We start from the raw sequence: 25284 nt of genomic DNA, 5'->3' as shown, positions 1-25284 counted from the left end.
CCCCTTGAAATTGTCATTTTCCCATCACGCCTCTGAATTTCTCAGCGCTTGTAACCGATACGGCGCAGCAGGTCGCGCCGCTCCTGCCGGTCCTCGTCCGTCTCAACCCCTTTGGGCGGCAGCCCGTCGATGACCCCGAGGATCCCCCACCCCTGGAGCGTCGAGGCAACGATTACCTGGAGCGGATTTGCGGTGGCGCAGTAAATATGGCACACCTCAGGGCAGTTCTTGATTTGGTTGAGGACGTTTATGGGGTAGGCGTCGCGCAGCAGAACGCAGAAGACATGACCGGCGCCGATGGCATTGAGTACCTGCACACATCCCTGGACCAACTCCTCGTCATTCCCCTCGGTCCTGATCAGGCACGGGCCGGATGCCTCGGTAAAGGCGACTCCGAAGCGGGCCTGCGGTACCGTCGTGGCGATGACTTCGTACAGGTCTTCGGCCGTCTTGATGAAGTGTGTCTGGCCTATGATGATGTTGCATCCCTCGGGGTACTCGATTTGTACGTCGTGTATTTCCACGTTCATGGGTTTCTCCCTTTGAATGGCAAGGTGCCACGGGCGCCATCGGCTATGTGACAGCGGAAGCGGCAAAGGTTGCAGCGCACCGTGTTCCCTGCTCCCCGCTCGAAAAACAGGGCCTCTTTCATGGCTCCCCCTGCGTTTCCCGTGTCAAGTTTCGGGATTCTTTCGCTTCGTCGTCTTTGCCCTTAGCTAGTGAATGTGGATCCGGTTCACGTCAGGCGCGGAGATCTGGTAGGCTCCGTCTCCCGCGTCTCCGTGGAAGACGGCACCCGTCCGTATATTGAGTTGGAGGCGACGCCCGGATTTGAGCAGCAGATCGGCCGGCACCGTATCGCCACTGACAGGACCAAGGTCGATTTCTTTCAGGTCGTGGAAGAAGACGCTCATGTCTCCCGCCCCTCGTTTTCCCTCAAGAAAGACCTTGCCGTTCATGGAAAACCTGGTTAATTCGATTTTCATTCCGGAGCGGTCGGTAAGCTGCACCTTGATGTTCTCATCCGTTTTGGGCACCTCTCCCTCCGGTGCGCCCCCCAGGCTACCCATGCCCATCAACACGGCGGTTGTTAAAAGGACCAGCGCGGCTGTCATAAGGTTTCTCATACCGTCTCTCCTTTCCATCGTCAGATTGGATGCAGCTAGCACCGGACGGTGCTATGTAAAAGGATCTCTCTTTTGCGGCTAATCGTTTGGCAACCCCTCGTGCAACAACTGGCGGACGAACATCGACCCGTTGCCTTGCTTTGAAAAATGAGTTTAGGCAACTTCTTGGAAAGCCTTATGGTTCAAATCGAGCGAGGTGAGAAAGGCACCGCCAACGTGCACAGCCTCACATCCGACATCCGACATTGCTTTTGTTTCGGCAAGCACGGTAATCGTCTAATGCTGACAAAGGATGCGGTTGGTTTCGGCAAACAGAGGGGTGCCATACAGTGCGAGGGTTACCAGTATTAACCCGGCCTTAATTTTCCCCTCCGTCATGAAATCCCTACGCAGGAAACGCCTGGCTGTAACTGTGGCTTCAATGCATTGACAGTATATCACTTTGCGGTGGCCACGTGCCTTGAGGTGAACAAGGGGTGATGGATGACACAGGTTTGCCCCGAGCGGAATCGGCATGCTCAGTTTTTCATATTACAGACGTTACAAGGCACTTGCGGGGTTTCCTGCGGGTGCTTTTTTTATGCTGCTTAGGGATGTGAATGAGGATCGGAGGGCGGCCTTTCGAATCTGATGCTTGACCTTTTCTATTCACGGGCATCCCAAGTACTGTGCTTAGATATTGATAAAACATAAGAACTCTGCTAGAAATGTATTCGTGAATCTATTCACCAATCCATTCATATTACAAGGCATTCCGTGTCCCGCACCCTGTCCGATAACGAAACGAGACTTCTGGCGTACCTCGCTACCGGCGTTCGTACCTCAGAAGATATACAAGAGCGGCTCAAGCTAAGTCAGCCTTCTGTCTCGCGACTCATCTCGCGGGTGTCCGACAAGATCGTAATTATCGGCAATGCACGCACAAGGCGCTATACCCTCAGAAGGGATCTCAGAGGGGTCGGGGGGGATTTCCCTGTCTTTCGTGTTGACCAAGACGGTAATGCTTCTTCCATTGGTGTGTTAAGTGCGATAGGACATGATGAGTATCTGTGGCAGCCAAAGGGTGAGGGGGCTGTTCAGTACAAAAGCCTCCCATGGTTTCTCTCGGATCTCCGCCCCGACGGTTTCACCGGGCGCGCTTTTGTCAGGCGCCTGTCGGAAGCTCTTTCTCTTCCGTCTCGCATTTTCGATTGGACCGATGACCACGTGCTCGTGGCCCTTGCCTGCCGGGGCGAGGACGTGATGGGAAACCTGATTATCGGTCGCGAATCTCTGGACCGGTATTTCAGCTTATCGCATGAGAAGTTTGCCCTGCTTACCCAGGACCAGCTACTAACCGCCTACCCAGAGATGGCGAAGGACGCTATGGAGGGGCAACCTGTCGGGTCTTCCGCAGGGGGGGAGCAGCCGAAATTTACCGTTATGGTGGATAGAAACGGGGAGATCGAGCACCTCCTGGTGAAGTTTTCCCCTCCTGTTCATTCCGTTGAAGGACGTCGCTGGGCCGATCTTCTCATCTGCGAGCACCTTGCCCTGGACCTTGTCAACGAACTTGGGATACCTGCGGTGAAGACCGCTTTGATTGAAGCTGGAGACAGAGTGTTTCTAGAGGTTGCCCGTTTTGACAGGGTAGGGCGATCCGGCCGGCTGCCCATGATTTCTCTTCGAGCTATCGATAACGAATTCTACGGCAGGCAAGATAACTGGGTTGCGGCGGCAGACAGGATGGAGGCTGACAAGAGGCTGAGCCCGGAGGAGGCGAGGAACCTCAGATGGTTGTGGGTATTCGGTGACCTGATAGCGAATACTGATAAGCATTTTGGTAACGTGTCTCTCGTTGCCATGTCTGCCGGCCGCTTTACGCTCAGGCCTGCGTATGACATGCTCCCGATGTTCTACCGCCCCATGGATGGGGCAGCACCAGAGCGCATCTTTAAGCCCCCCGTCTTCTCGACCCTCGCCGCCGACCAATGGAGCTCCGCCCTGGCAGCGGCCGTCGCGTTCTGGGAGAGGGCCTCGGTCGACGAGAGGATCTCGGATAGGTTCAGGCAAATCTGTGCGGACAATCTCGGGAAGGTCCAAAGCCTCGAAAACGGGCCGCGCCTGATTCCTTAGGGGGCAGCACAGATATCGGCGAAGAAAGGCTTGAAAAGTACCTGAATCTAAGTGTATTGTCGGCAGTATTAAACTGGGTGATATAGAATCATCTGGAAGGATCAAGTTAAAGGGCACTTGCGGCTTTTCCTGCGGGTGCTTTTTTATGTTTTGGCTGTGGGGAGTTGATGGAAATCGTACAACAGGAAATAGAGCGGCTGGACAGGGTTCATGAGGCGATCGAGCGGTACGCGGTGGACCGGCTGCAGACGATCGGGAGACACGAGGCGTACACGAAGGAGCTGGAACAGCAGCGCCTTAACTCGGTGGATTGGCGCGAGAAGAACGATATCGCGGAAAAACTGATCGAGCACGGGCACCACTCGCCGCGCAAATACCTGCACGAGTTTGCCCAGCAGGCCTCTCCCTACTTCGGCATCCTCGGCATCCACGATAACGACCGCCGTATCGGCAAGAAGGAATACCTGATCGGCAACCAGACGCTCATGGACGGCCAGCGGGTGGTCATCATCGACTGGAGAAAGGCGGAGATCACCGGCCCCTTCTACGAGGGGTATGACATCGGCGAGGAGTACGAGCTCACCATCCGAGGCATCGAGAGGGAAGGGGTGATCACCCGCCGGGACAAGGTGACCATCGGCAGGAAGATGCTGACCCGCATCGAGACCCCCTCAGAGACCTACGAACTGCGGGGTGGTGAGTGGCATAAGAACGGCGGCGCCGTCGAGTCGACCGCCGACACCAAGGAGCGGACCGAGGATCACCGCATGGTGGATTCCATCGCCGCCCTGATCTCCCCGGAACAGTTCCGGGCCATCACTAAGCTCAGGGACGGCGTTGTCGTTATTAACGGCGCGGCCGGAGCGGGCAAGACCACGGTGGCGCTGCACCGACTCTCGTTTCTCATGTACGACGCACCAGAGAAGTACCGCCCGGAGCGGTGCATCGTGCTCATGTTCAACCGCGTCCTGCGTGATTACGTCAAGCAAAGTAGCGACACCCTGCTGGGCCCGGTCCGCGTCGACACCTACAGCGCCTGGTCCCTGACGGCGCTCGCGGCCCTTGGCGTCCACTCGCTGAAGACGGTCTTCGACGATCCCTTCGGGGCGCAGAAAAAGAGCAGCAGGGTGCCGGCTCTTCTGGCGAAGTACGTGAAGGAGACCACGAAGATCGAGCCGGTCACCGACCTGTGGCGCTTTCTCATGCAGGACTATGTCGTCGCCGCCCTCTGCACGGACTCCGGCGCGGAGTTCCAGCAGGTGGCCCAGAGGAAGTTCGCGGCGAAGGAGCGGACGGTCTCGTTTTCCGACGCCAGCATCCTGCTCCGCCTGGCTCAACTGCGGCGGCCGGCCGGTGCTGTCGTCCTCGGTGCGCTCAACGCCTACGACCACATCGTGGTCGACGAGGCCCAGGATCTCTCCTCGCTTGAGCTGCGCACCATCGTGGCCGCCACTTCCGTGGCGCGCAGCCTAACCATCTGCGCCGACGAAAAGCAGCAGATTCTTAGTTTCCTCGACTCCCAAGGCTTCTCCAGCGTAATAGCCCAGCTACAGTCGCAGGGGCTCGAAAAGGAGAACCTGACCGTGTCCTATCGCTGCCCCAAGGAGATCGTCGATCTGGCCGCACGAGTAAGCGGCCGCAGTGCCGACACCACCAAGGCCCATTCCGGTGCGCTCGGCTTTCATCCGACGAAGAACCCGGTTGAGTCGATGGCGAAGATCCGGGAACTCGTGGAGGCGCTGGTGCAGGCTGCCCCCACATCGCTGACCGGCGTGATCTGCAAGAAGAAGGCGGATGTCAAAGCCCTGCACGCGGCGCTCGCCGGTGTTCCCGGTCTGCACGCGGAAGGTGAGGTTTCCTTCCTGCCCGGCGTCCAGGTGATCCATGCGCACGCCATCAAAGGCGTCGAGTTCTCCAACGTCATCCTCTACAACCCCAGTTCCTACGACTACCGCCAGACCGACCCGGACCGGAACCTCCTGTACGTCGCCATCACCCGCGCCTGCAAGACCCTGCACATCGTCCATCACCAACCGCTGGCGCAAGGGCTCCGCGACACTGCCAGCAACCGATAAACAGTTTTGCAACGCAAAGCCGCAGAGACGCAAAGGAAACAAAATCGGGATGAAACTCTTGGGGGCCTGAAAAAGGTTTTCTTAGCGACTCTGCGTCTTTGCGTTAAATAACGCTTTTGCCTTGTCGCCTTTTTACCGTGCTCAGCTAAGAGCAAGACCGAAAAACCATTTTGTAACGCAAAGCCGCAGAGACGCAAAGGAAACCAAATCGGGGTTGAAACGCTTCAGGGGCCTGGAAAAGGTTCTTAGCTCTTGGCGTCTTTGCGTGAGATACGCTTGTTTTGAAACGAAAAAAGAAGGCGGGGAATTCCCCGCCTCCTTTTTGTTGTTTGCTGCTGATTTCACCTACTTCGCGAGCTTCACGCTGAAGGGGCCGATTTTCTGGCCGGGAAGGCCGCTCAGGATGTAGACGTTGTACAAACCGTCGCCGTAACCGGTGGTCTTCCAGTTGAACTGCCAGGTGTTGGTCAGGCTGTCGTACTGGAGCCCGCTGAAGCCGGCATCGTCCAGGGTGACCACGTCGCTTGACACTACGCCATTATTCACCTGCTGAATGATGACGCTGGGCTTGGCCGCTACGCTGGCGAGAACGGTACCGCTGCTGTTGGTGAACTGCCACTTAAGCGGAATGGCGCTCTTGATCTTGTAGCTCTTGTTGGCATCGTAGGGAGCGAGCAGGCCGTTGAAGCCGTACTGCACGTTGACGTCGAACTTTGCGCTGGAGGTGTTACCGTGAGCGTCTTTGGCGCTGCAGGTGACGGTGGAGGTGCCGAGGGGTAAGCTGCTGCCGGAGGCCGGGGTGCAGGCGACCGGGACGCTGCCGTCGACGAGGTCGGTAGCGGTCGGCTCATAGGTCGCGGCCTGCCCGATGATCAGGGTGAACCCGTTGGGGACGCCCTCAAGTTTCGGCGCGGTGGTGTCCTTCACGGTGACGGACTGAGTGGCGGTACCGGTGTTGCCGGCCGCATCCTTGGCGGTCCAGGTCACTACGGTGGTTCCGACCGGGAAAGAGGCCGGCGCATCGCTGGTCAGGCTGGTGACGCCAACGGCGTCGCTGGCAGTTGCGGTCCCGAAAGCGCCGCTGGCAGTTGCGGTCCCGGAGGGGGCGGTGCCAGTTGCGGATCCAAAGGCGAGGTTGGTGCTGGGGCCGGTCGCTTCAAGGGTGACCGTCGTGGGAGGATTCACTACCGGCGCGGTGGTGTCCTTCACCGTTATCGACTGCGTTGCGGTGCTGCTATTGCCTGCTGCGTCGCGCGCGGTCCAGGTGACCACGGTGGTCCCTACCGGGTACGCGGCGGGTGCATCGCTGGTGATCTCCTTGACCCCGACGGCGTCGGTCGCGGTGGCGGTGCCGATGGTGACCGGGGAGGACGGCGCGGTCGCCTCGGCCACGACCCCCGCGGGAGCGGTCACCGCCGGGGCGGTGGTGTCCTGCACCTTGATGGTGAAGTTGCCGCTGACGCCGTTCTTGGCGGCGTCGGAAACGCTGCAGGTGACGGTGGAGGTCCCCAGCGGGAAGGTGGCGCCGGAGGCGGGGGCGCACACAACGGTCAAGTCGCCGTCGACGTTGTCCTTGGCGCTCGGAAGGGTGAAGCCCACTTCGGCGCCGGCTGCGGAGGCCGCCTCGGCCGTCATATCCGCCGGGACGTTGGCAAGTACCGGTGCGGTGATGTCGAGCACCTTCACGGAACATTGCTTGCTGTTGGTGAGGGTGCCGGCGTCGGTGACCAACAGCTTGAAGGTCATGGTGTCGTTGACGGAGTCGAGGTACGGAGCGGCGAAGCTCAGGGTGCTGGCGGTGGCCGCGTCGTAGAGCGGCAGGGTGGCGTTGGGCGTGCCGAGGCTCTGGGTCCAGTTGTAGCTGGCGATGCCGTTGTCGCTGTCGCTGGAGCCGGAGCCGTTCAGAGTTAGCTGCGCCCCCTCGTTCACCGTCTCGGGACAGGAGAGTGCCGCCTTGGGCGCATCGTTGACCCACAGCACATTGACGATCTGCTCGGTACTGCTGGCAAGGGTGCCATCAGAAACGGTCAGCTGGAAGCTGAGCGATGTGCCGTCGGGGAAGGGAACATCTGTTGGAGCGGTAAAGGTCGCCTTGGCGCCGTCGGCGGTCAGGGTGACCGCGGAGCCGGTCAGCTGCGTCCACTGATAAGTCAAGGTATTGCCGTCGGGATCGGAGGAGTTGCCGCCGTCGAGGGTGACCAGGGTTCCTTCGTACACCGCGCTCGGGGCAAACGTCGCCGAAGCCACGGGTGGGCGGTTGGTGACTACGTTGGACAAGGTTACGTTGGTGGTGATGCTCTTACTCTGCAGCGGAGAACAACCGCTGACAGTGAGCCTGAAGGTAAGGGTGGCCCCTGCAGACTCGACCTCGGGGGCGGAGAAGGACGGTTGGGCAGCGGTGGGGTTGCTGAGCGTGACGGTCGGGCCCGCTGTTTGCTCCCAGAAGTAGCCAGTGGTGTCCTTCGATGGCTGTCCGTTCAGTTTCACCAGGGTGGGAATGCCGCTGAGATCCTTCTCGGGGACGCGTTGGTTGGCCGGGGAAATCTGCGGGTCGACATTGCACGCCATTACGGGCGCCGCTATCAGCAGGGAAGCAAATGCTGAAAGTAATTCTCTTTTCATCTCCAGGTCCTCCTTCTTTTTAGAAATCACATCACATGTTGAAAAAAGTCACTCCGATCAGCTGTGGCCGGCGGCATCTTCCGCCGCGTCTACCAGGTGCTTGTTTATGGCGACGGCGACGCCGAGTCGGTCGGCTGCCGTTTCTATCCGCACCACGTCTGCCTGGCAGCGCAGCCTCACCTTCTGCGTCTGGTTCTGATGCTCCAGCATCATTACCAGTTCCAGGCGCTCGCCCAGCATGACCTCTTGGTCGGTGAAAAAGTACAGGCCGCAAGCGCTGAAGTCGCGGGTAATCCCGGTTCCCTGCTTGACTTCCAGCGGGATCTCCCCTTTGAAGCGGACCGAGTTTCTCTCAGCGAAAGCTTTCATATAGTCACGTCCGACACCCGTAGGCGTAATCGCTGGTAGTAGATGGTCTACTGATACACTTTACGTGCAAAGAATTGAATATACTGGGGGGCATAATTATCTATACCTTTGGATATAGGCGGGCTATTTCTGCGGAGGCCAAAAAATACTGTCAGAGTGATATCTTCGTATCGCAGCTGTACTTTCGTCCGCCGATGCCGATAAGGGGAAACAACCAATTCTCTTTTAAAGGCGAACCGTTGAGTCACTGGAGGGAGATGTAGAGGAATGGCTGTCGGTCAGATAGTAGCGCCTTCATGTAAACGGTGCAATTCGTGGGGGTAATTGTCTACAGCATTTTATATGAAAACTTGTTATAAAAGCTTCCCATGTGGAGGATGATTAATGACTATTGAAGTAGCTTTCGGCATTGTGATCCGCAGATTGAGACGGGAGCGCAACCTGTCCCAGGACAAGCTGTCCATGGCCAGTTGCCTGGACCGTAAGTTCATCTCGAATATCGAAGGGGGGAAGCAGCAGCCGAGCCTGGTCTCCATCTTCGCCCTCGCCAGTGCCCTCAATACCTCCGCTTCCAGCATCATCTACGAGACGGAATTTATTTTGAAGATCAACACGCCTGACCGGCTGAGGATCGAGGGATCCAAGATAGACTGGATCAGTAGCATGGAGATCATGATGAACAAGATCAACAACAGTTACCAGGGGACGGAGACCATCCTGATCGTCGATGACGAAAGGCAGCTGCGCGAGATGCTGTCCGACTTTCTGGTCAGCTACGGGTATAAGGTCATCACTGCCGAGGACGGTCAGGATGCCCTGGAGAAATACACGGAGAACGGCCCGATTCACCTGGTGGTCCTGGACGTCGTCATGCCGCGCAAGGACGGCATCAGCTGCTTCAAGGAAATCAAGAAGGTGAACCCGAAGGCGAAGGCGGTCTTTATGAGCGGCTACCGGCCGGACCACCTGCAGGCGAAGGAGGATTTCCACCTGATCCAGAAACCGTTTTCCCCGGTCGAGATGATCAAGGCGATCAGGAGTGCGCTGGAGTCGGAAGCGGATCAGCCCTTCGAGCCGTAAACCGAAGGCAGCGACAACGAGGGATAGGGAAAGTCAAGGGGAAGGGGAGCTCATGGAGCTCCCCTTTCTGCGTTTAAGGGTGCTGGTAGATAAGGCTCAGGAGCCACGCCGTGGCCAGCGTCGAGGAGAACCAGATCAGCGCCCGCGGCGTGATGTCCTTGGGAATATCGAGGTAGGGGCGCTCCCCGCGCAGCGACTGGATCTTGTATTCGATGGTCTGCTTGCCGTGGACGAAGACCGCGATGGACACCGGGAACCAGATCGCCCCGGTCAGGGTGAGCACTGCGCTGAGCGGGCCGGTGAGATGCTCCCCGGTCGAGAGCATCAGCGCCAGGGTCATACCGGAGAGGAGCGAGGTGGTCTTGGTGGCGTAGGGTATCTTCATGGCCTGCCCCCCTGCAAGTGGGAGTGGGTGCCGACGAAGAGAGGAAAACACACCAGGCCACATTAGCAAGTTAAAGAGCGTTTTGGTGCGGCCGGTGGTTGACAGGCAAGGAGGGTTTGTGGTAGCAAGGTGTAGCAGCGGTGAAGGGCTAAACCTCTGATTTATAGGAGTTTATGTGAAAGATAAAATGTTGTGTCGCAGGATGTTCCTGAAGTCCTCGGCATTTTTCGCAGCCACGGTATTGGGCGCAAAATCGGCGCTGGCCAGATTCGTGGACGGAAGCGGGGCGCCCGAGGGGAAGCTCTCCCTGTACAACGTCAACTGCAAGGAAAAGCTCACCGTCACCTACCGCAACAGCCTGGGGGAGTACTGCGACGAGGCCATCCAGGCCCTCAACTGGATCTTCCGCTGCCACCAGACCAACCAGACCACCGCCATGGACCTGCGCGTGCTGGAGTACCTGAACCGGCTCGATAACAGCCTGGGGGGGGACAACGAGATCCACATCATCTCCGGTTACCGCTCGCCCGAGTACAACGCCCGCCTGCGCAGCAGGTCGGCGGGCGTGGCCAAGGACAGCCTGCACATGAAGGGAATGGCCATCGACCTCGTCATCCCTAACGTCGGGCTGGACCGGATCAGGCGCACCGCCATCGCCCTCGCCGCCGGAGGGGTCGGCTACTACCCGCAATCCGGCTTCGTCCACATCGACTCCGGGCTGTTCAGGACCTGGTAGGATCGCATACCTTCGGGGCGCCTCGCTCGAGGAAGCAGCTTTTGTAAAGGGGGGTCAGCCGAAGAGCCTCGTCTGCAGCAGATAAACCGCGACACCGCCGAAGTAGCCCAGCAGGGCCAATCCGCTGATCCGCTTCATGTACCAGAAGAAATGCACCTTCTCCAGTCCCATGGCCGCCACTCCAGCGGCCGAGCCGATCACCAGGATGGAACCTCCGGTTCCGGCGCAGTAGGCCATGAACTCCCAGAGGAAGCTGTCCGCCGGGTGCTGCGCCAGGTTGTACATCCCCATGCTCGCCGCGACCAGCGGTACGTTGTCCACTATTGCACTCACCAGCCCGATCAGCGTCACGATCAGGTCAAGGCGACCGACCGCCCGGTCCAGCCAGGAGGCGATTCCCGCCAGGATGTGGGTGTGCTCCAGGGTGGCCACGGCGAGCAGTATGCCGATGAAGAAGACGATGGAACTCATGTCGATCTTCTCCAGGGCATGGGCGAGGGTGAAGTGCCGCTTGTCGATCTCCTCCTTGTTTCTGTGCACCAAGTCGCCGGCCAGCCAAAGTATTCCCAAGCCCAGCAGGATGCCCATGAAAGGGGGGAGGTGGGTGACCGTCTTGAAGACCGGCACGCTGACCAGGATGCCGATGCCGAGAAAGAACATGAGGTTGCGCTCGAACAGGGTGGACTGGGGCAGGTCGCCGTTTTCGACCCGCACCGGAGCCACCACCTCGCGCCCCTTGAGCTGGTAGGCAACCACGGCCAGCGGCAACAGGAGGTTCACCAGGGAGGGGGCGAACACGCCCTTCATGATCTGCAGCGTGGTGATCTGCCCGCCGATCCAGAGCATGGTGGTGGTCACGTCGCCGATAGGGGTCCAGGCGCCGCCGGCATTGGCGGCGATGACGATGAGACCGGCGAAGAAGAGGCGGTCTTCCTGGCGGTCCAGGAGTTTTTTCATCAGCGAGATCATCACGATGGTGGTGGTGAGGTTGTCGAGGACGGAGCTCAGGAAGAAGGTGACGAAGCCCACCAGCCACATCAGGGACGACAGTTTGCTGGTCTTGATGTGCGCGGTGATCACTTCGAAGCCGTTGTGGGCGTCGATCACCTCCACGATGGTCATGGCGCCGATCAAAAAGAAGACGATCTGCGCCGTCGACGCCAGCGACTCGTTCAACTGCTGCACGACCAGGTGGCTTTCCGGGCCGAGCAGGGCGTATACCGACCAAAGCAGGCCGGCACCTAATAGGGCAGAGGACGACTTGTTGATCCTGATCGGATGCTCCAGGGCGATGGCGGCGTAGGCGACCAGGAATATTGCTACCAGCAGGGGTATCATGGGTGTGTCTTCCTCGCAGTGGCGTTAAGGAGCTTGGCATTGATAGCGCAACTCCGGCGCGTCGTAAAGGTTTTTCGGGCCTGCGTCAGGCGGGGGTAAGAAAAGGGCCTGTCCGATGGACAGGCCCTTCTTGTTGCTGCACCTGCTAAAGGATGTTCCTAATAGCCGAGCGCACGCGGCAGCCAGAGCGAGATGATCGGCACGTAGGTTATCAGCAGCATGAAGCCGATCATGGCCATGAGCCAGGGCCAGACCGCGACGGTGAGTTCCGATATCCCCATCTTGGTGATGCCGCTGGCGACGTAGAGGTTTAAGCCCACCGGGGGGTGGCACATGCCGACCTCCATGTTCACCGTGATCAGGACGCCGAAGTGCACCGGGTCGATGCCGAGCTTCATCGCCACCGGGTACAGGATCGGGGCGAGGATCAGTATGATGGAGGAGGGCTCCATGACGTTGCCGGCCAGAAGCAGCAGCACGTTGGTGACCAAAAGGAAGGAGACCACGCCCAGGTTGTGCCCGAGGATCCAGTCCGCCATGAGCTGCGGGATGTTTTCGTGCGTCATCAGGAAGGAGAAGAGCACGGCGTTGGTGATGATGTACAAAAGCATCGCCGACATGCTCGCCGAATCGAGCAGCACCTTGGGGACCTTCTTGAAGGGGACGTCGCGGTAGACGAAGACGGCGATGACGAAGGCGTAGACCGCGCTCATGGCAGCGGCCTCGGTCGGGGTGAACATGCCGGAGTAGATGCCGCCCAAGACGATGAAGATCAGGAACAAGCCCCAGATGCTTTCGCGCAGGGCCTTGGCGCGCTCGCCCCAGGTCGCCTTCTTCATGCGGGGCATGTTGCCCTGCTTCGCCCGCCACCAGGCCACCAGTCCGAGCAGCGAGGCGAGCATGAGCCCCGGGATGACGCCGCCCATGAAGAGCGCGCCGACCGAGGAGTTGGTGGCGACGCAGTAGACCACCATGGGGATGGAGGGGGGGATCAGGATCCCCAGCGATCCCGAGGTAGTGATGACGCCGGCGCCGAAGCGCTTGGGGTAGCCGGCGCGCACCATGGCCGGCATCATGATGGAGCCGATGGCGACCACCGTCGCCGGGCTCGACCCGGAGACCGCGGCGAAGAGGGCGCAGGCCATGACGCCGGCGAGGGCCAGGCCGCCGTGCCAGTGCCCCACCATGGAGGTCGCGAAGTTGATCATCCGCTTGGCCACGCCGCCGTGGGTCAGGAAGTTACCCGCCAGGATGAAGAACGGGATCGCCATGATCTCGAACTTTTCGATGCCGGTGAAGAGCTTCATGGCCACGGCTTCGGTCGGAACCTCCGAGAAGAAGAACAGGAAGGTGAGGACGGTGAGCCCCAGGGCGATGGAGATGGGCATGCCGGTCAGCATGAGCGCCAGCAAGAGCGCGAAGACGACGCCGGTGCTGCCGAGGGTGGCTATCGCTCCAAGGATGACGGCGATGGCCAGAAGCCAGGTGGCCGCCTTTTTCTTGGAAAACTGTTCCCAGCCAGCTACTGCAGTACTCATTTCACACCCCCCTGCGCGTCCTTATGGTTGAACTTGTGCTGCTCGTACTCTTCCAGGGCCTCGGTCGAGTCCAGCGCGCCGATCTCGTCGATGCCGTCGACATGGGCGTGGTCGTGGTGCGGCAGTTCGCCGGTGCGCAGGAAGGCGAGGCCGACCTGGAGGAAGCGGAAGCACATGAGGTACGAGCCGAGCGGCACGGCCGAGTAGATGATCCAGGTCGGCCACTCGAGGTCGGGTGTGATCGGACCTTCGATCAGTTCGGTCACGTTCATGCCCAGCTTGTTGAAGACGGCGTAGTGCATGCCGTTCTCCCAGACGAACCTGGCGCCCAGGGTGCCGATCAGGCCGGTGAAGAGCGCGCCTCCCAGGATGGCGATGACGACGGTCACCTTGCGCCAGGAATCGGGCATGCGGGTGACCAGTACGTCGACGCCGACGTGGATGCCGCTTCTGACGCCGTAGGCGGCGCCGAATTTCGCCATCCAGACGAACATGTAGATGCAGAGCTCCTGCGCCCAACTCATGTTAATGGTCAGCAACCAGTCCTGCAGTGCCGGGATGGGCAGGCCGGACAGATAGCGATGGCCGACGGCCACGGCGATGATCACCGTGGCGGCGGCGATGAGGAAGGTGATGATGATTTCCTCAAGATGGTCAAGATACTTCATCATGATGGGCTTCTCCTGAAACTCGTTGGAACGGCCGCCGCGCGGTCGCGGCGGCCGTGACGTACGGGTCTGTCGAGGCTAGTTGGCGTTGTATCCGGTGGCCGCGTAGACCTCCTTGACGATGTCCGCGCCGATGCGGCCCATGTTGTCCTTGTGGGCCTTGTCCATCGTCTTCTTCCAGGCGGCGCGGTCCTGCGGGGTCAGGGCGATGAGCTGGCTGCGTCCGGACTTCTTGACGGCGGCAAGGGCCTCGTCGTTGTCCTTCTTGGCCACGTCGTTGGCGTACTTGGTGGCGTCCTTCATGCACCCTTCCAGGGTGGTGCGGATATCGGCCGGCAGCCCCTGCCAGAACTTCTTGTTGACGATGACCGCGTAGCCCAGGTAGCCGTGGTCGGAGAGGGTGACGTACTTCTGCACCTCGTGCATCTTCTGGGTGTAGAGGTTGGAGGGGGGATTCTCGGTGCCGTCGACGACGCCGGTCTGCAGCGCCTGGTATACCTCGGAGAAGGCGAGTACCTGCGGGATGGCGCCTGCCGAGCGCATCTCGGAGTCGAGCACCTTGGAGGATTGGATGCGCATTTTCTGGCCGCGTAAGTCGGCCACGCTCTTGATGGGCTTGTTGGCGCTCATCACCTTGAAGCCGTTATCCCAGTAGGCGAGACCGAGGATCCCCTTGGGCTCCAGTTTCTTCAAGAGCTTGGCGCCTACCGGCCCCTGGGTCACCTTGTGCAGTTCCTGGTAGTTGTCGAAGATGAAGGGGAGGTCGAACACCTCGAATTCTTTCACGCCGAGCGGTGCGAACTTGGCCAGCGACGGCGCCAGCATCTGCACGGCGCCCAACTGCAGTGCTTCCATCTCTTCCTTGTCCTTGTAGAGCTGGCTGTTCGGGTAGACCTCGACCTTGACGCGCCCCTTGGTGCGCTCCTCAGCGAGCTTCTTGAAGTAGTCGGCGGCCTGTCCTTTCGGGGTGTGCTGTGCCACGACGTGGCTGAACTTGATCACGATCGGGGCGGGTGCAGCGAACGCGGTCATGGGCAGGGCCATTGCGGCCACCATCGCCAGGCTTTTCAAACAGGCTTTCAGGTTCATGGGGTACTCCTCCTTGAGTAGTGTGTTGCTGGTATTAGTGCTGGTTTATTAGCGCTAAGCACCAGGTTTCCGGTGCCGCTTGCGGTCATGCGTATACGATACATAGTTTTATTGCAACAGCGGTGCCACGAACCTGATGCCGTAACATGCTGATATTCGAGCCTGCCCGTCGGCAGAATATCGGTTGTGAGTTGCGGTGGTGGCTGAAATCCGCCAGCGCGGTGGCGGATAGTTGCCAGGGCAAGGGGGGGCGCTGGCATTAGAATGAGGTTGTCTGGCGTAGCGGGCGGGTGAAAGACGGTTGGGTGGCTCTAATGCAGCCATCGGTGGGAGTGATGGAGTGATGGAGTGATGGAGTGATGGAGTGATGGAGTGATGGGCGAGGGCGAGGGCGAGGGCGGACTGCCGCCGACGTGCGGCGACGGTCGCAACCAACGGACGGTTAGAGGCCGTACTTGTCCATCTTGTAGCGCAGGGTGCCGCGCGGGATCTTCAGGTTGGCCGCGGTCTGCAGCACGTTGCCGCCGGTCTTTTGCAACGCCTGCTCGATGAGCGACTTCTCGATGGTGCCGATCGCCTCCTCGAGCCCCATGCCGTCCGGCACGGCGATGGGGTTGCCGCTCCCGGCAACGGGTTCGGCCTCATGGCCGTTCCTGATTTCCAGAGGCAGGTGCTCGGCCAGAAGGGTCGGGCCGCTGCGCATGATGCAGATGCGTTCGATGACGTTTCTGAGTTCCCTTACGTTCCCCGGCCAGGCGTAGCCGGCCATGAGCCGCTCGGCTTCGGGCGAGACGTCGCGGAACTGGCGCCCGAAGGAGCGGCTGAAGCTGTCCAGGAAGTAGGCCGCCAGCGCGGCGATGTCGGCGCTGCGCTCCCTCAGGGGAGGAATGTGGATCGGGAACACGTTCAGGCGGTAGAAGAGGTCCTCCCGGAAGCTCTTCTCTGCGATGCGCTGCATCAGGTCGCGGTTGGTGGCGGCGACCACCCGGACATCGATGTCGATGTCCTTCACCGCCCCGACCCGCCGAATGCTCTTCTCCTGCAGCACCCTCAAAAGCTTGGCCTGCATCGCCATGTCCATTTCCCCGATCTCGTCCAGGAAGATGGTGCCGTGGTGCGCTTCCTCGAAGAGCCCCTTCTTTCTTGCCCCCGCCCCGGTGAAGGATCCTTTTTCGTGCCCGAACAGTTCGCTTTCCAGCAGTGTCGCCGGAATCGAGGCACAGTTGATGGCGACGAACGAGGCGTCCTTGCGGTCGGAGAGATCGTGGACGGCACGGGCCACCAGCTCCTTGCCGGTGCCGGATTCGCCGGTGATCAGCACCGTGGAGGGGAGCCGGGCGATCTCGCGTACCTGGGCCACCACCTCGTTGAAGGCCGCGCTCTTGCCGATGATCGGGGAGGCGCCCGGGAGGGCACCATCGCCGCGCCGCAGTTTTCTGACCTCGCGTTTCAGGGTCTGCGTCTTCAGGGCGAGCTTCACGATCAGCCGGAGCGCGTCCGCCTTGAACGGCTTTTTCATGTAGTGGAAGGCGCCGAGCTTCAGGGATTCCACAGCGCTCTCCACCGAGCCGTAACCGGTGATGATGATGACCAGCAGTTCCGGGTCGATCTCCTTCAGGTTTTTGAGTACGTCGATGCCGTCCTCGGTGCCGAGGTTCAGATCCAGGAGGGCAAGGTCGATCTCCTCGGAGGCGATCAGGTCGCGGGCCTCCTGCCCCGAGGCGGCGGCCAGCACCTCGAACCCCTCGCTGGAGAGGATGCGCTGTACGTTTTCGCAGATGAAGGCTTCGTCGTCTATGATCAGTATCTTTTCCATGGCTTCCTTGTTTATGCTGACTTTACGCGGGTAAAGGTCCCCTTTGGCAAGAGGCAAATCCCCCCTGTCCCCCCTTCGCAAAGGGGGAGACGCGGGGCTTGTGCAGCGCTTCGTAGGTTACATTCTCTACACTCACCGCACTACATTCTCCGCACTCACCGAGCTACATTCTCCGCATTCCCCGGGCTACATTCTCGGCACTACTCGGAACCAAGCTGCTGATTTTCTATGGCCCGCCCAAGGGCAGTTCCACGGTGAAACGGGTGCCCGCTCCCGGCGCGCTCTCCACCTGGACCCGCCCCTGGTGCTCCTCGATGATGCGCTGGGTGATGGAGAGGCCGAGCCCGGTGCCGGCACCCTTTCTGGTGAAGAAGGGCTCGAAGATCAGCGGCAGATCCTCCGCGGAGATGCCGGGGCCGTCGTCGCTGATGTCGATCACGGCATGCTCCTCCCGCAGCGAGGTGGCGATCCTGATGTGCCCGCCGCCGGGGAGCGCCTGCTGGGCGTTCTTGATGATGTTGAGCACCGCCTGCTTGATCTTCTCCGGGTCGAACCGGAAGGGGGGGAGCTCCCCTTCCTCCACGGTGAGCTGCACACGCTGCTTCTCGCAGGGGCGCCGCAAGAGGAGCACCGTGTCGTGCACCAGCCGGTTCAGGTCGCACTCGCGGAACTCGGCACGTACCGGCGAGGAGTAGTTCAAAAGCGCGCTGACCAGCTTTTCCACCCGCTCGATCTCGGCCAGGGCCTTCTTGATCAGTTCCTTGTCCGCGCTGTTGGTGGCGGCCTGGTCGTGCAGGTCGTCCAAGAGGAGCGAGATGCCGGTGAGCGGGTTGCGCACCTCGTGGGCGATCCCCGCCGAGAGTTTCCCCAGGGAGGCGAGCCGGTCCAGGCGCATCATCTCCTCGTGCAGGTTCTCGCGCTCGGTCTCGTTTCTGAGCGTGATGGTGAGCCCGTGCTCAGAGTCGTGCCCGATGGGGAAGAAGCCGACGTCGAAGTGGGTCCGGCCCGGTTCATGGTCGAAGCGGAAGGTCTCCCTGCCGTAGCCCGCGTTGCTCGCGAATACGGCGGCGATGCGGTCGCTCAACCCCTCCCAGTCCCGGAACACCTCGCGGTAGTGCGTCCCCTCGCTCACCTCCTCACCGAGGAAGAGCCTCCCGGTGCGGTTGATGGAGGTGAGAAAGCCGTGTGGCGAGAAGGTGACGATGCCGCTGGAGATACTCTCCAATACGCTCGCCTTGAAGTTGCGCTCGTCCATGATCTCCAGCCGCGACTGCTTGAGCTCCTCCAGGGTGGCGAGCAGGCTCTGCTTGCGGCGGTCCAGTTCGTCGGCCATGTTGTTGAAGGTCTGGGCCAGGACCCCGATCTCGTCGGCGGAGTTGACGGCGACCCGGTCCACGAAGTCGTCGGCGGCGAGCTTCCCGGCGTTTTCGGTCAACTGGCGCAGCGGTACGCTGATGCCGCGGGAGAGGAGCCAGGCGGAGAGGGCGGAGAAGAGCGCGGTCAGGAAAATGATGACGGCGCTGGTGCGGCGGTGTTCCCCGAGCTGCCGGGCGATGAGCCGCCCTCCCTTGCGCGAGGCCTCGTGGAAGCGGTCCACCTGGAACCCGATGGTGACCCCGCCGAAGACGCCGTGCCTGGCATAGTCGCCGGTGTCATAGAAGATGGGGGCGAAGGCCATGATCTTCTTGGCGCCGCCCACGTTGGTGATGTCGACGTACCCCTCCTGCTTCGCGCGCACCGCGGCGGCGACCTTGGGGTAGCCGGGGTGGATGAAGCCGGCGTCATCCAGGTTAAAGGGGATGCGGCCGCTTTCTATTTCGGCCTTGCCGGAGCGGGCGGTGTAGGGGGGCACCAGCCTCCCCGAGGGGTCGACCCCGCGGATGTCCCAGAACTTGGGGTGGGTGATGATCCACCCTTCGTCGTCGAAGAGGAAGGCGTAGTTGCCGCTTTGGTAGGAAGGAAAGAGCGAGGAGGCGTTCTTGCCGGGATCGATGTGCTGGGTGAACTCCATCAGGTGCCGGTGGTCCAGGGACAGGAGCACCATGCCGTTGAAGGCACCTTTGGCGTCGAACAGGGGCGCACCGAAGCGGACCACCCCCTGGTACATCTTGCCGTCGTAGGCGCTCTCCGGGTCCGGGGCCCCCGCCAGCTGCTCCTGCTTGCCGATGTGGAAACCGGTCAGGTGGGAGACGTAGATCTCGCCCGGCTTCAGGGCGCGCACTCGCCTAAAGTAGTCCTCGCTCTTGAACTCGGTGTTGGCCGGATCGGAGACGTCGGCGAGCTGCCCCTCGGGGACGAAGCGGCCGTTGCGGATCACCACGCGTTCCCTGCCGTTTCTGTCAATGAGGGCGATGGAGCGGTAGATGGGAAGGAATTCGTGGGTCCCCTGCGCGGCCGTGGAACCGGCGCCCCGCTGCCACACCTCGGCGAGCCGTGTCTGGTAGAAGTCGAGGAGCGCGGAGCGGGAGAGCGGGGAGCGGGAGAGAAAGACCAGGTCGCTCTCGCACTGGTGCAGGAAGTCCTTGATGTTTTCAGCGAGGTCCCGCGCCTTCATCTGCAGCGATTCCACGGCCTGGCGGTCGTCGGAGTCGCTGATCTCGTTGGAAAGCCGGGCGCTGGTCGACTGCAGGTTGGCGAGCAGCACCGCGGAGGAAACCAGCAGCGGCAGCAGGGAAAGGAGCAGCGTGATGACCAGGATCTTTTTGAAGATGGTGAAACGTGGCAAGAGGCTCCCCCGCATAGTAGTCAGGTCCGCAGGTTAGCACAAAACGCCGGTGCGTAACAGCGTTCCTTTGCGCCGCCGCCGGCGGGGGGCTTTTGTGTTGACTTGGCTGCGGGGGTGCATTAAAAGTAATGCGGTAATCAGGCACACCGTGGCGGAGGATTTGTTGGGATATAAAGACCTTGCATCTTGTGTGGCCGACCTGGAGCGCTCAGGCGCCCTGGTGCGGATCGACTGTGAAGTTAGCGCCGATCTGGAGATCGGCTCGATCCAGCGCCGGGTGTACCAGGCGGGAGGGCCGGCACTGCTGTTCACCAGGGTCAAGGGGAGCTCCTTCCCCATGCTGGGCAACCTGTTCGGCACCCTGGACCGTACCAGGTATATCTTCAGGGACACCCTGAAAGCGGTGGAGCGGCTGGTAAAGCTCAAAGTCGATCCGCGCTGCGCGCTGCGCGAGCCCATGATGACCCTTGTGGGCGCCGTACCCGCCGCCTGGCACCTCATCCCCAAGAACGTCAGCGACGGCCCCATCCTGGCCCACCGCACCACCATCGACCAGCTCCCCCAGTTGAAGTCATGGCCCGACGACGGCGGCGCCTTCATCACGCTGCCCCAGGTCTACTCCGAGAGCGCGCTGCAGCCCGGCCTGCGCCATTCCAACCTGGGCATGTACCGCGTGCAGCTCTCCGGGGGGGAGTACCGCAACAACGAGGAAATCGGGGTGCACTACCAGATCCACCGCGGCATCGGCTTCCACCATGCGGAGGCGATCGCGAAAGGGGAGCCGTTCCGGGTCAACATCTTCGTGGGGGGCGCCCCCTCCATGACCGTGGCCGCCGTGATGCCGCTTCCCGAGGGGATGCCCGAACTCTCCTTCGCCGGCCTCCTGGCCGGGCACCGCATCGAGATGGTGCGGCGCGAGGGGAGGCTCCCCATGCCGGCACAGGCCGACTTCTGCATCACCGGCGTCATCGACCCTGCCAGGACCCTTCCCGAGGGGCCCTTCGGGGACCACTTCGGCTACTACAGCCTGGCGCACCATTTCCCGGTACTCAAGGTGGAGGAGGTCTGGCACCGCGACGGCGCCATCTGGCCCTTCACCACGGTAGGGCGCCCGCCCCAGGAGGACACCTCCTTCGGCGCCTTCATTCACGAACTGACCGGGCCGCTGATCCCGACCGTGATCCCGGGGGTGAAGGCGGTACACGCCGTGGACGCCGCCGGGGTGCATCCGCTTTTGTTCGCCATGGGGAGCGAGCGCTACGTCCCGTACGGCGAGCGGCGTACCCCGCAGGAACTCTTGACCATCGCCAACGCGGTGCTCGGGCAGGGGCAACTTTCCCTGGCCAAGTACCTGATGATCGCCGCCCACGAGGACGCGCCGAGGCTCGACATCCACGACATCCCCGCGTTCCTGGGGCACGTCCTGGAGCGCATCGACCCGCGCCGCGACCTCCATTTCCAGACCGCCACCACCATGGACACCCTGGACTACTCGGGATCCGGGCTGAACAGCGGCTCCAAGGTGGTGTTTGCGGCCATCGGGGAGAAGCGGCGCACGCTGGGGACCGAGCTCCCTGCTGGGCTCACGCTCGCGCCCGGTTTCTCGGCGCCCGCGCTTTGTCTCCCCGGCGTCATCGCCGTGCAGGGCCCCGCGTGCCGTACCCCGAAGGGGGAGGCGGACGCGCAGATGGATGCCTTGTGCCAGGTGCTTGAGGGGGTGGCGGGGCTGGAAGGATTCCCGCTCATCGTCGTCTGCGACGACAGCCGCTTCACCGCGGCGGAGCTGAACAATTTCCTCTGGGTCACCTTCACCCGCTCCGATCCCGCGGCCGACATCTACGGCGTCGGGGCGAGCACGGTCTGCAAGCAGTGGGGCTGCACCGGCCCCCTGGTCATCGACGCCAGGGTGAAGCCGCACCACGCGCCCCCCTTGATCGAGGACCCGGCCGTGGAGCGCAGGGTGGACGAGCTGGCCGCGCCGGGCGGGCCGCTGCATGGGTTGTATTAAAGGCGGACTCACGCCAAGACGCAAAGGCGCGAAGAAAGAAACGATAATTGGAACAAAAGCTTTAACGATACGGCTTGGCTTGGCGCCTTTGCGGCTTTGCGTGACATGGCTTTTGAATTTGGAGTAACGGTGGCGAAGGAAAGACTGGACAAACTGGTCATGGAACGGGGGCTCGCCCCCTCGCGGGAGAGGGCCAAGGCGCTCATCATGGCGGGACAGGTGGTGGTGGACGATCACCTGGCCGACAAGGCGGGACTCATGGTGCCGCTGGAGGCCGAGATCCGCCTGAAGGGGGAACCGCTCCCCTACGTGAGCCGCGGCGGCCTGAAACTCGCCCAGGGGCTGGACCGCTTCGCGATCTCCGTCGCGGGGCTCGTCGCCGTCGACGTGGGCGCCTCCACCGGCGGGTTCACCGATTGCCTCTTGCAGCGCGGCGCCCAAAAGGTCTACGCTGTCGACGTCGGCTACGGCCAGCTCGCCTGGAAACTGCGCGAGGACCCGCGCGTGGTGAACCTGGAAAAGACCAACATCCGGCACCTGGAATCGCTGCCGGAGTGCCCCGACCTCGCCGTCATCGACGCGTCCTTCATCTCGCTGGACAAGGTGCTCCCCCCGACGCTGCGCCTCCTCAAGGAGGACGCCGCCATTGTCGCCCTGATCAAGCCGCAGTTCGAGGTGGGACGCGGCCAGGTGGGGAAGGGGGGCGTGGTCAGAGACGAGAAGAAACACCAGGAGGTCGTGAAGAACGTGACCGAACTGGCCCAGGGGCTGGGGCTGTCGGTGCTGGGGGTGTGCGAGTCTCCCATCCTGGGCCCGAAAGGGAACAAGGAATTCCTGATCCACCTGCGAAAAGGTGGCACGGCAGAGCCGGCAGCGTCCTTGCCGGAAGCTTAACCAAAACTCGAAGGTCTTGGTTTCAACTGGAGGAAAACATGAGTGATTGTCTGTTCTGCAAGATGGCCGATGGGAGCATCCCGGTAAAGAAGGTCTACGAGGACGACCTCCTCTTCGCTATCGAGGATATCAACCCGGCGGCGCCGCAGCACATGCTCATCATCCCGAAAAAACACATGGTGAACACCCTGGATCTGACTCCTGCGGACGATCAGTTGATCGGCGCGGTGCACCGGGTCGCGGCGTCCCTGGCCCGGGCGCGCGGCTTCGACCAGGAGGGGTTCCGCCTGGTGAACAACAACAACGCCGGCGCCGGCCAGTCGGTCTGGCACATCCACTTCCACCTGCTGGCGGGGCGCAAGCTTGGGTGGCCTCCGGGCTAGCCGGAGCCCGACGACCTGCGCGAGGTGCCGATACCACGAGGTACGGCTAAAGGAGGATCTAAAATGAAGAGATTGCTCGTGTTGCTGCTCCTGCTCTACCCGCTGACCGCGGTGGCGGAGATGTACCAGTGGACCGATGAAAGGGGTACGGTGAACTTCGCCGACGACCTGGGGCAGGTCCCCAAGAAATTCCGCAAGAAGGCGCGGAGGCTCGGGGCGGAGGACGCGTCCCCCAAGGTGATCGAAAAAGGGACGGCCGAGCCCGCCAAGGTGAAGTCCGAGGATGCCCAGGGGGCGAAGAAGCTCTACGGCGGCAAGGACGAGGCCGCTTGGCGCAGGGAATTCCTGCAGGCCGATTTCAACCTGAAGAACGCGCAGTCGGACCTGGCCACCCTGAAAGGGAGGCTCTCCGATACCTCGCGCATGAGCCGTACCGACTACCTCTCCATCCAGAACAGCATCAAGTACGCCGAGGACCGGGTCCAGGCGCAGCAGAAAAAGCTCGACCAACTGCGGGAATCCGCGGACCGTCTCAACGTCCCATCGGAATTCAGGAAGTAGCTCAATGGGGACTGGCTCCGCCAGGTGCCGGTCCCCTTACCGCTTGGGCAGGTGTTTGAGCTGAAAGGAACGTTCCGCCAAAGGGACAGGCACCTGACGGAGCCAGTCCCTTCTGCCTTGGGCCCGAGTCGGGCACAATGACTACCATCACGTTGGAGAATGCAGCATGATCTTCCCGAACATCGACCCGGTCTTCCTGCGCCTCGGGCCGCTGGAATTCCGCTGGTACGGTCTCATGTACATCTGCGGCTTCGTCGCCGCCTACTTCATCATCCTCTCCGGGGTGAAGCGAAAGGGGCTCCCCCTGAACCGGGACCAGGTCGCCGACCTCATCTTCACCGTCGCGGTGGGGGTGATCCTGGGCGGGCGCCTGGGCTACATCCTGTTCTACAACTTCGCCTTCTACCTCGCCCACCCGCTCAAGCTGTTCGCGGTATGGGAGGGGGGGATGTCCTTCCACGGCGGACTGATCGGCGCCCTTTTGGCGAGCATTTATTTCGTGCGCAAGTTCAAAGTGGGCTTTTACCCGCTGGCCGACTTGGGGTTCCTGGCGGCTCCGGTGGGGCTTGGCTTCGGCCGCATCGGCAACTTCATCAACGGCGAACTCTACGGCCGGGTCACCGACGTCCCCTGGGGCATCGTTTTCCCGACCGGAGGGCCGCTGCCGCGCCATCCGTCGCAGCTTTACGAGGCCTTCCTGGAAGGACCGCTCATGTTCCTGGTCTTGTACCAGGTTTCCAAGAGGGTGCGCCATGACGGCGTGGTGGTCTGGTCCTTCATCGCGCTGTACGGCTTGTTCCGCTTCCTGGTAGAGTTCGTCAGGCAGCCCGACGAGCAGCTCGGATTCGTCCTGGGGGGATTGTCGATGGGGCAGATGCTGAGCTTGCCGATGTTCCTGCTGGGCGTGGCGATGGTGTGCTATCGCTGCAGGCGGGGGTGATCAGGAGAGCTTTTTCTTCATTTCCAGCATGTTTTCCTTGCAGTTTTTCCGGTAGGCCACGGAGTCCATCAACGTGCGGATCAGGAAGATCCCCCGGCCCCGGTCCTCCAACTCTTCGAAGTTGGGGGCCGGGATGGTGTTGATGTCGAACCCCTGGCCGTCGTCGTAGACCCTGATGGTCAGGTCGTCATGGTGCAGCGTGATCACGATGCGCACCAGTTTTTCAGGCTCCTTGGGGCCGGCGTGCTTGATGGCGTTCACCATCGCCTCGGTAAGGACCAGGTTCAGATGGTAGGCCAATACCTCCTTGTCGCCGCTGTAGCGTTCCAGCTCCCGGGCGATATCTTCCCCGATCTTCCCGATTAGACTCAGGTACCTGGTCTTGTTGGGAACCTTTATGTCGACCTCGATCGTGTTTCCCATCTGATGCCTCGCTTTGCCGGCGCCTGACCCGCTAGGACTGAAAGTTCTCCACCGCCTCCACAGTGGAAGGGAAGATCTCGAAAACCCGGTGCAGGCGGGTCAGCTCGAACATCGACTTGACCTGGGACTGCAGCGAGGAAAGTTTCAGGTTGCCCTGGTGCGAGATGGCGTTCTTGAACCCCGAGACCAGCGCGCCCAACCCGGAACTGTCGATAAAACGTACATCTTTCAAGTCCACCAGAACGTTCTTCTTGCCGTCCTCGAAAAGCTTTTGTACCGCGCTTTTCAGTTCGGTGGAGTTGTGCGCGTCCAGCCTTTCCTCCTTGACGTATATGATTACAACGTCGTTCCTCGTCTCGCTCGCTAGGTTCATAACCATCTCCTTGTTGTGA

General features: G+C 61.3%; 22 protein-coding genes. 9 read left to right on the top strand and 13 right to left on the bottom strand.

Annotated features, from left to right (window positions below; all coding sequences use genetic code 11):
- Positions 1-41: 41 nt before the first annotated feature.
- Complete coding sequence (locus JFN90_RS04120) at positions 42-530, bottom strand: adenosine-specific kinase (RefSeq protein ID WP_199393830.1); 489 nt, start codon at positions 528-530, stop codon at positions 42-44.
- Between the two features lie 186 nt (positions 531-716).
- Complete coding sequence (locus JFN90_RS04115; RefSeq protein WP_199393829.1) at positions 717-1127, bottom strand: hypothetical protein; 411 nt, start codon at positions 1125-1127, stop codon at positions 717-719.
- A 756-nt stretch (positions 1128-1883) separates the two neighbouring features.
- Between JFN90_RS04115 and yjjJ the strand changes: the two genes are divergently transcribed.
- Together yjjJ and JFN90_RS04105 are read left to right on the top strand one after the other, a co-directional pair.
- Positions 1884-3242, top strand: coding sequence for a type II toxin-antitoxin system HipA family toxin YjjJ (gene yjjJ, locus JFN90_RS04110; RefSeq protein ID WP_199393828.1), 1359 nt, complete (start codon positions 1884-1886; stop codon positions 3240-3242).
- A gap of 167 nt (positions 3243-3409) precedes the next feature.
- Positions 3410-5317, top strand: coding sequence for a UvrD-helicase domain-containing protein (locus tag JFN90_RS04105; RefSeq protein WP_199393827.1), 1908 nt, complete (start codon positions 3410-3412; stop codon positions 5315-5317).
- Positions 5318-5662: 345 nt separating this feature from the next.
- On the opposite strand, the gene JFN90_RS04100 is transcribed toward JFN90_RS04105, so the two are convergent.
- Together JFN90_RS04100 and JFN90_RS04095 are read right to left on the bottom strand one after the other, a co-directional pair.
- On the bottom strand, positions 5663-7939 hold the full coding sequence (locus tag JFN90_RS04100) for an HYR domain-containing protein (RefSeq protein ID WP_199393826.1): 2277 nt from the start codon (positions 7937-7939) through the stop codon (positions 5663-5665).
- 57 nt (positions 7940-7996) lie between these two features.
- A complete protein-coding gene (locus tag JFN90_RS04095) occupies positions 7997-8308 on the bottom strand; it encodes a PilZ domain-containing protein (protein ID WP_199393825.1) in 312 nt (103 codons plus the stop codon).
- 384 nt (positions 8309-8692) lie between these two features.
- On the opposite strand from JFN90_RS04095, the gene JFN90_RS04090 reads away from it, so the two are divergent.
- Positions 8693-9388: a helix-turn-helix domain-containing protein gene (locus JFN90_RS04090; RefSeq protein ID WP_199393824.1), complete on the top strand. Its 696-nt coding sequence runs from the start codon at positions 8693-8695 to the stop codon at positions 9386-9388.
- A gap of 73 nt (positions 9389-9461) precedes the next feature.
- Here JFN90_RS04090 and JFN90_RS04085 read toward each other — a convergent pair whose 3' ends face one another.
- Positions 9462-9773, bottom strand: coding sequence for a hypothetical protein (locus JFN90_RS04085; RefSeq protein ID WP_199393823.1), 312 nt, complete (start codon positions 9771-9773; stop codon positions 9462-9464).
- A gap of 175 nt (positions 9774-9948) precedes the next feature.
- Here JFN90_RS04085 and JFN90_RS04080 point away from each other — a divergent pair, with 175 nt between their 5' ends.
- A complete protein-coding gene (locus JFN90_RS04080) occupies positions 9949-10509 on the top strand; it encodes a YcbK family protein (RefSeq protein ID WP_199393822.1) in 561 nt (186 codons plus the stop codon).
- 54 nt (positions 10510-10563) lie between these two features.
- Here the strand turns inward: JFN90_RS04080 and nhaD are convergent, their stop codons facing one another.
- From nhaD to JFN90_RS04050, 6 genes are all read right to left on the bottom strand, one after another.
- On the bottom strand, positions 10564-11847 hold the full coding sequence (gene nhaD / locus JFN90_RS04075) for a sodium:proton antiporter NhaD (RefSeq protein ID WP_199393821.1): 1284 nt from the start codon (positions 11845-11847) through the stop codon (positions 10564-10566).
- A 158-nt stretch (positions 11848-12005) separates the two neighbouring features.
- A complete protein-coding gene (locus JFN90_RS04070; protein WP_199393820.1) occupies positions 12006-13385 on the bottom strand; it encodes a TRAP transporter large permease in 1380 nt (459 codons plus the stop codon).
- Positions 13382-14056: a TRAP transporter small permease gene (locus tag JFN90_RS04065; RefSeq protein WP_199393819.1), complete on the bottom strand. Its 675-nt coding sequence runs from the start codon at positions 14054-14056 to the stop codon at positions 13382-13384. The genes JFN90_RS04070 and JFN90_RS04065 overlap by 4 nt, the downstream gene beginning before the upstream one ends.
- A gap of 75 nt (positions 14057-14131) precedes the next feature.
- On the bottom strand, positions 14132-15142 hold the full coding sequence (locus JFN90_RS04060; protein WP_199393818.1) for a TRAP transporter substrate-binding protein: 1011 nt from the start codon (positions 15140-15142) through the stop codon (positions 14132-14134).
- A 442-nt stretch (positions 15143-15584) separates the two neighbouring features.
- Positions 15585-16958 carry a sigma-54-dependent transcriptional regulator gene (locus JFN90_RS04055; RefSeq protein ID WP_199393817.1) on the bottom strand — a complete coding sequence of 458 codons (1374 nt, stop codon included), beginning with the start codon at positions 16956-16958 and terminating at the stop codon, positions 15585-15587.
- A 226-nt stretch (positions 16959-17184) separates the two neighbouring features.
- Positions 17185-19683: a PAS domain-containing sensor histidine kinase gene (locus tag JFN90_RS04050; RefSeq protein ID WP_199393816.1), complete on the bottom strand. Its 2499-nt coding sequence runs from the start codon at positions 19681-19683 to the stop codon at positions 17185-17187.
- Positions 19684-19846: 163 nt separating this feature from the next.
- On the opposite strand from JFN90_RS04050, the gene JFN90_RS04045 reads away from it, so the two are divergent.
- The 5 genes from JFN90_RS04045 (at position 19847) to lgt (ending at position 24469) form a co-directional block, all read left to right on the top strand.
- The gene (locus JFN90_RS04045; RefSeq protein ID WP_199393815.1) at positions 19847-21691 is read left to right on the top strand and encodes a UbiD family decarboxylase; all 1845 of its coding nucleotides are present in this window, start codon (positions 19847-19849) and stop codon (positions 21689-21691) included.
- A 129-nt stretch (positions 21692-21820) separates the two neighbouring features.
- Positions 21821-22585 carry a TlyA family RNA methyltransferase gene (locus tag JFN90_RS04040; RefSeq protein ID WP_199393814.1) on the top strand — a complete coding sequence of 255 codons (765 nt, stop codon included), beginning with the start codon at positions 21821-21823 and terminating at the stop codon, positions 22583-22585.
- Positions 22586-22623: 38 nt separating this feature from the next.
- Positions 22624-22968 carry a histidine triad nucleotide-binding protein gene (locus JFN90_RS04035; protein ID WP_199393813.1) on the top strand — a complete coding sequence of 115 codons (345 nt, stop codon included), beginning with the start codon at positions 22624-22626 and terminating at the stop codon, positions 22966-22968.
- A gap of 63 nt (positions 22969-23031) precedes the next feature.
- Positions 23032-23529, top strand: coding sequence for a DUF4124 domain-containing protein (locus tag JFN90_RS04030; RefSeq protein WP_199393812.1), 498 nt, complete (start codon positions 23032-23034; stop codon positions 23527-23529).
- A 166-nt stretch (positions 23530-23695) separates the two neighbouring features.
- Positions 23696-24469 carry a prolipoprotein diacylglyceryl transferase gene (gene lgt / locus JFN90_RS04025; RefSeq protein ID WP_199393811.1) on the top strand — a complete coding sequence of 258 codons (774 nt, stop codon included), beginning with the start codon at positions 23696-23698 and terminating at the stop codon, positions 24467-24469.
- Here the strand turns inward: lgt and JFN90_RS04020 are convergent, their stop codons facing one another.
- Both JFN90_RS04020 and JFN90_RS04015 read right to left on the bottom strand, forming a co-directional pair.
- The gene (locus JFN90_RS04020) at positions 24470-24892 is read right to left on the bottom strand and encodes an ATP-binding protein (RefSeq protein ID WP_199393810.1); all 423 of its coding nucleotides are present in this window, start codon (positions 24890-24892) and stop codon (positions 24470-24472) included.
- A gap of 31 nt (positions 24893-24923) precedes the next feature.
- Positions 24924-25265 (bottom strand): STAS domain-containing protein, encoded by a 342-nt coding sequence (locus tag JFN90_RS04015; RefSeq protein ID WP_129125724.1) that lies wholly within the window; start codon positions 25263-25265, stop codon positions 24924-24926.
- Positions 25266-25284 lie beyond the last annotated feature (19 nt).

The sequence above is a fragment of the Geomonas propionica genome (assembly GCF_016458235.1).
Classification (GTDB): Bacteria; Desulfobacterota; Desulfuromonadia; order Geobacterales; family Geobacteraceae; genus Geomonas; species Geomonas propionica.
This window is presented reverse-complemented; position numbering and strand designations above follow the sequence as displayed.

Bases quoted from the DNA above. Each gene is read 5' to 3' on its own strand.
- JFN90_RS04120 (WP_199393830.1), bottom strand. From the start codon at position 530: ATGAACGTGGAAATACACGACGTACAAATCGAGTACCCCGAGGGATGC.
- JFN90_RS04115 (WP_199393829.1), bottom strand. From the start codon at position 1,127: ATGAGAAACCTTATGACAGCCGCGCTGGTCCTTTTAACAACCGCCGTG.
- JFN90_RS04105 (WP_199393827.1), top strand. From the start codon at position 3,410: ATGGAAATCGTACAACAGGAAATAGAGCGGCTGGACAGGGTTCATGAG.
- JFN90_RS04100 (WP_199393826.1), bottom strand. From the start codon at position 7,939: ATGAAAAGAGAATTACTTTCAGCATTTGCTTCCCTGCTGATAGCGGCG.
- JFN90_RS04095 (WP_199393825.1), bottom strand. From the start codon at position 8,308: ATGAAAGCTTTCGCTGAGAGAAACTCGGTCCGCTTCAAAGGGGAGATC.
- JFN90_RS04090 (WP_199393824.1), top strand. From the start codon at position 8,693: ATGACTATTGAAGTAGCTTTCGGCATTGTGATCCGCAGATTGAGACGG.
- JFN90_RS04085 (WP_199393823.1), bottom strand. From the start codon at position 9,773: ATGAAGATACCCTACGCCACCAAGACCACCTCGCTCCTCTCCGGTATG.
- nhaD (WP_199393821.1), bottom strand. From the start codon at position 11,847: ATGATACCCCTGCTGGTAGCAATATTCCTGGTCGCCTACGCCGCCATC.
- JFN90_RS04070 (WP_199393820.1), bottom strand. From the start codon at position 13,385: ATGAGTACTGCAGTAGCTGGCTGGGAACAGTTTTCCAAGAAAAAGGCG.
- JFN90_RS04065 (WP_199393819.1), bottom strand. From the start codon at position 14,056: ATGATGAAGTATCTTGACCATCTTGAGGAAATCATCATCACCTTCCTC.
- JFN90_RS04060 (WP_199393818.1), bottom strand. From the start codon at position 15,142: ATGAACCTGAAAGCCTGTTTGAAAAGCCTGGCGATGGTGGCCGCAATG.
- JFN90_RS04055 (WP_199393817.1), bottom strand. From the start codon at position 16,958: ATGGAAAAGATACTGATCATAGACGACGAAGCCTTCATCTGCGAAAAC.
- JFN90_RS04035 (WP_199393813.1), top strand. From the start codon at position 22,624: ATGAGTGATTGTCTGTTCTGCAAGATGGCCGATGGGAGCATCCCGGTA.
- JFN90_RS04030 (WP_199393812.1), top strand. From the start codon at position 23,032: ATGAAGAGATTGCTCGTGTTGCTGCTCCTGCTCTACCCGCTGACCGCG.
- lgt (WP_199393811.1), top strand. From the start codon at position 23,696: ATGATCTTCCCGAACATCGACCCGGTCTTCCTGCGCCTCGGGCCGCTG.
- JFN90_RS04020 (WP_199393810.1), bottom strand. From the start codon at position 24,892: ATGGGAAACACGATCGAGGTCGACATAAAGGTTCCCAACAAGACCAGG.
- JFN90_RS04015 (WP_129125724.1), bottom strand. From the start codon at position 25,265: ATGAACCTAGCGAGCGAGACGAGGAACGACGTTGTAATCATATACGTC.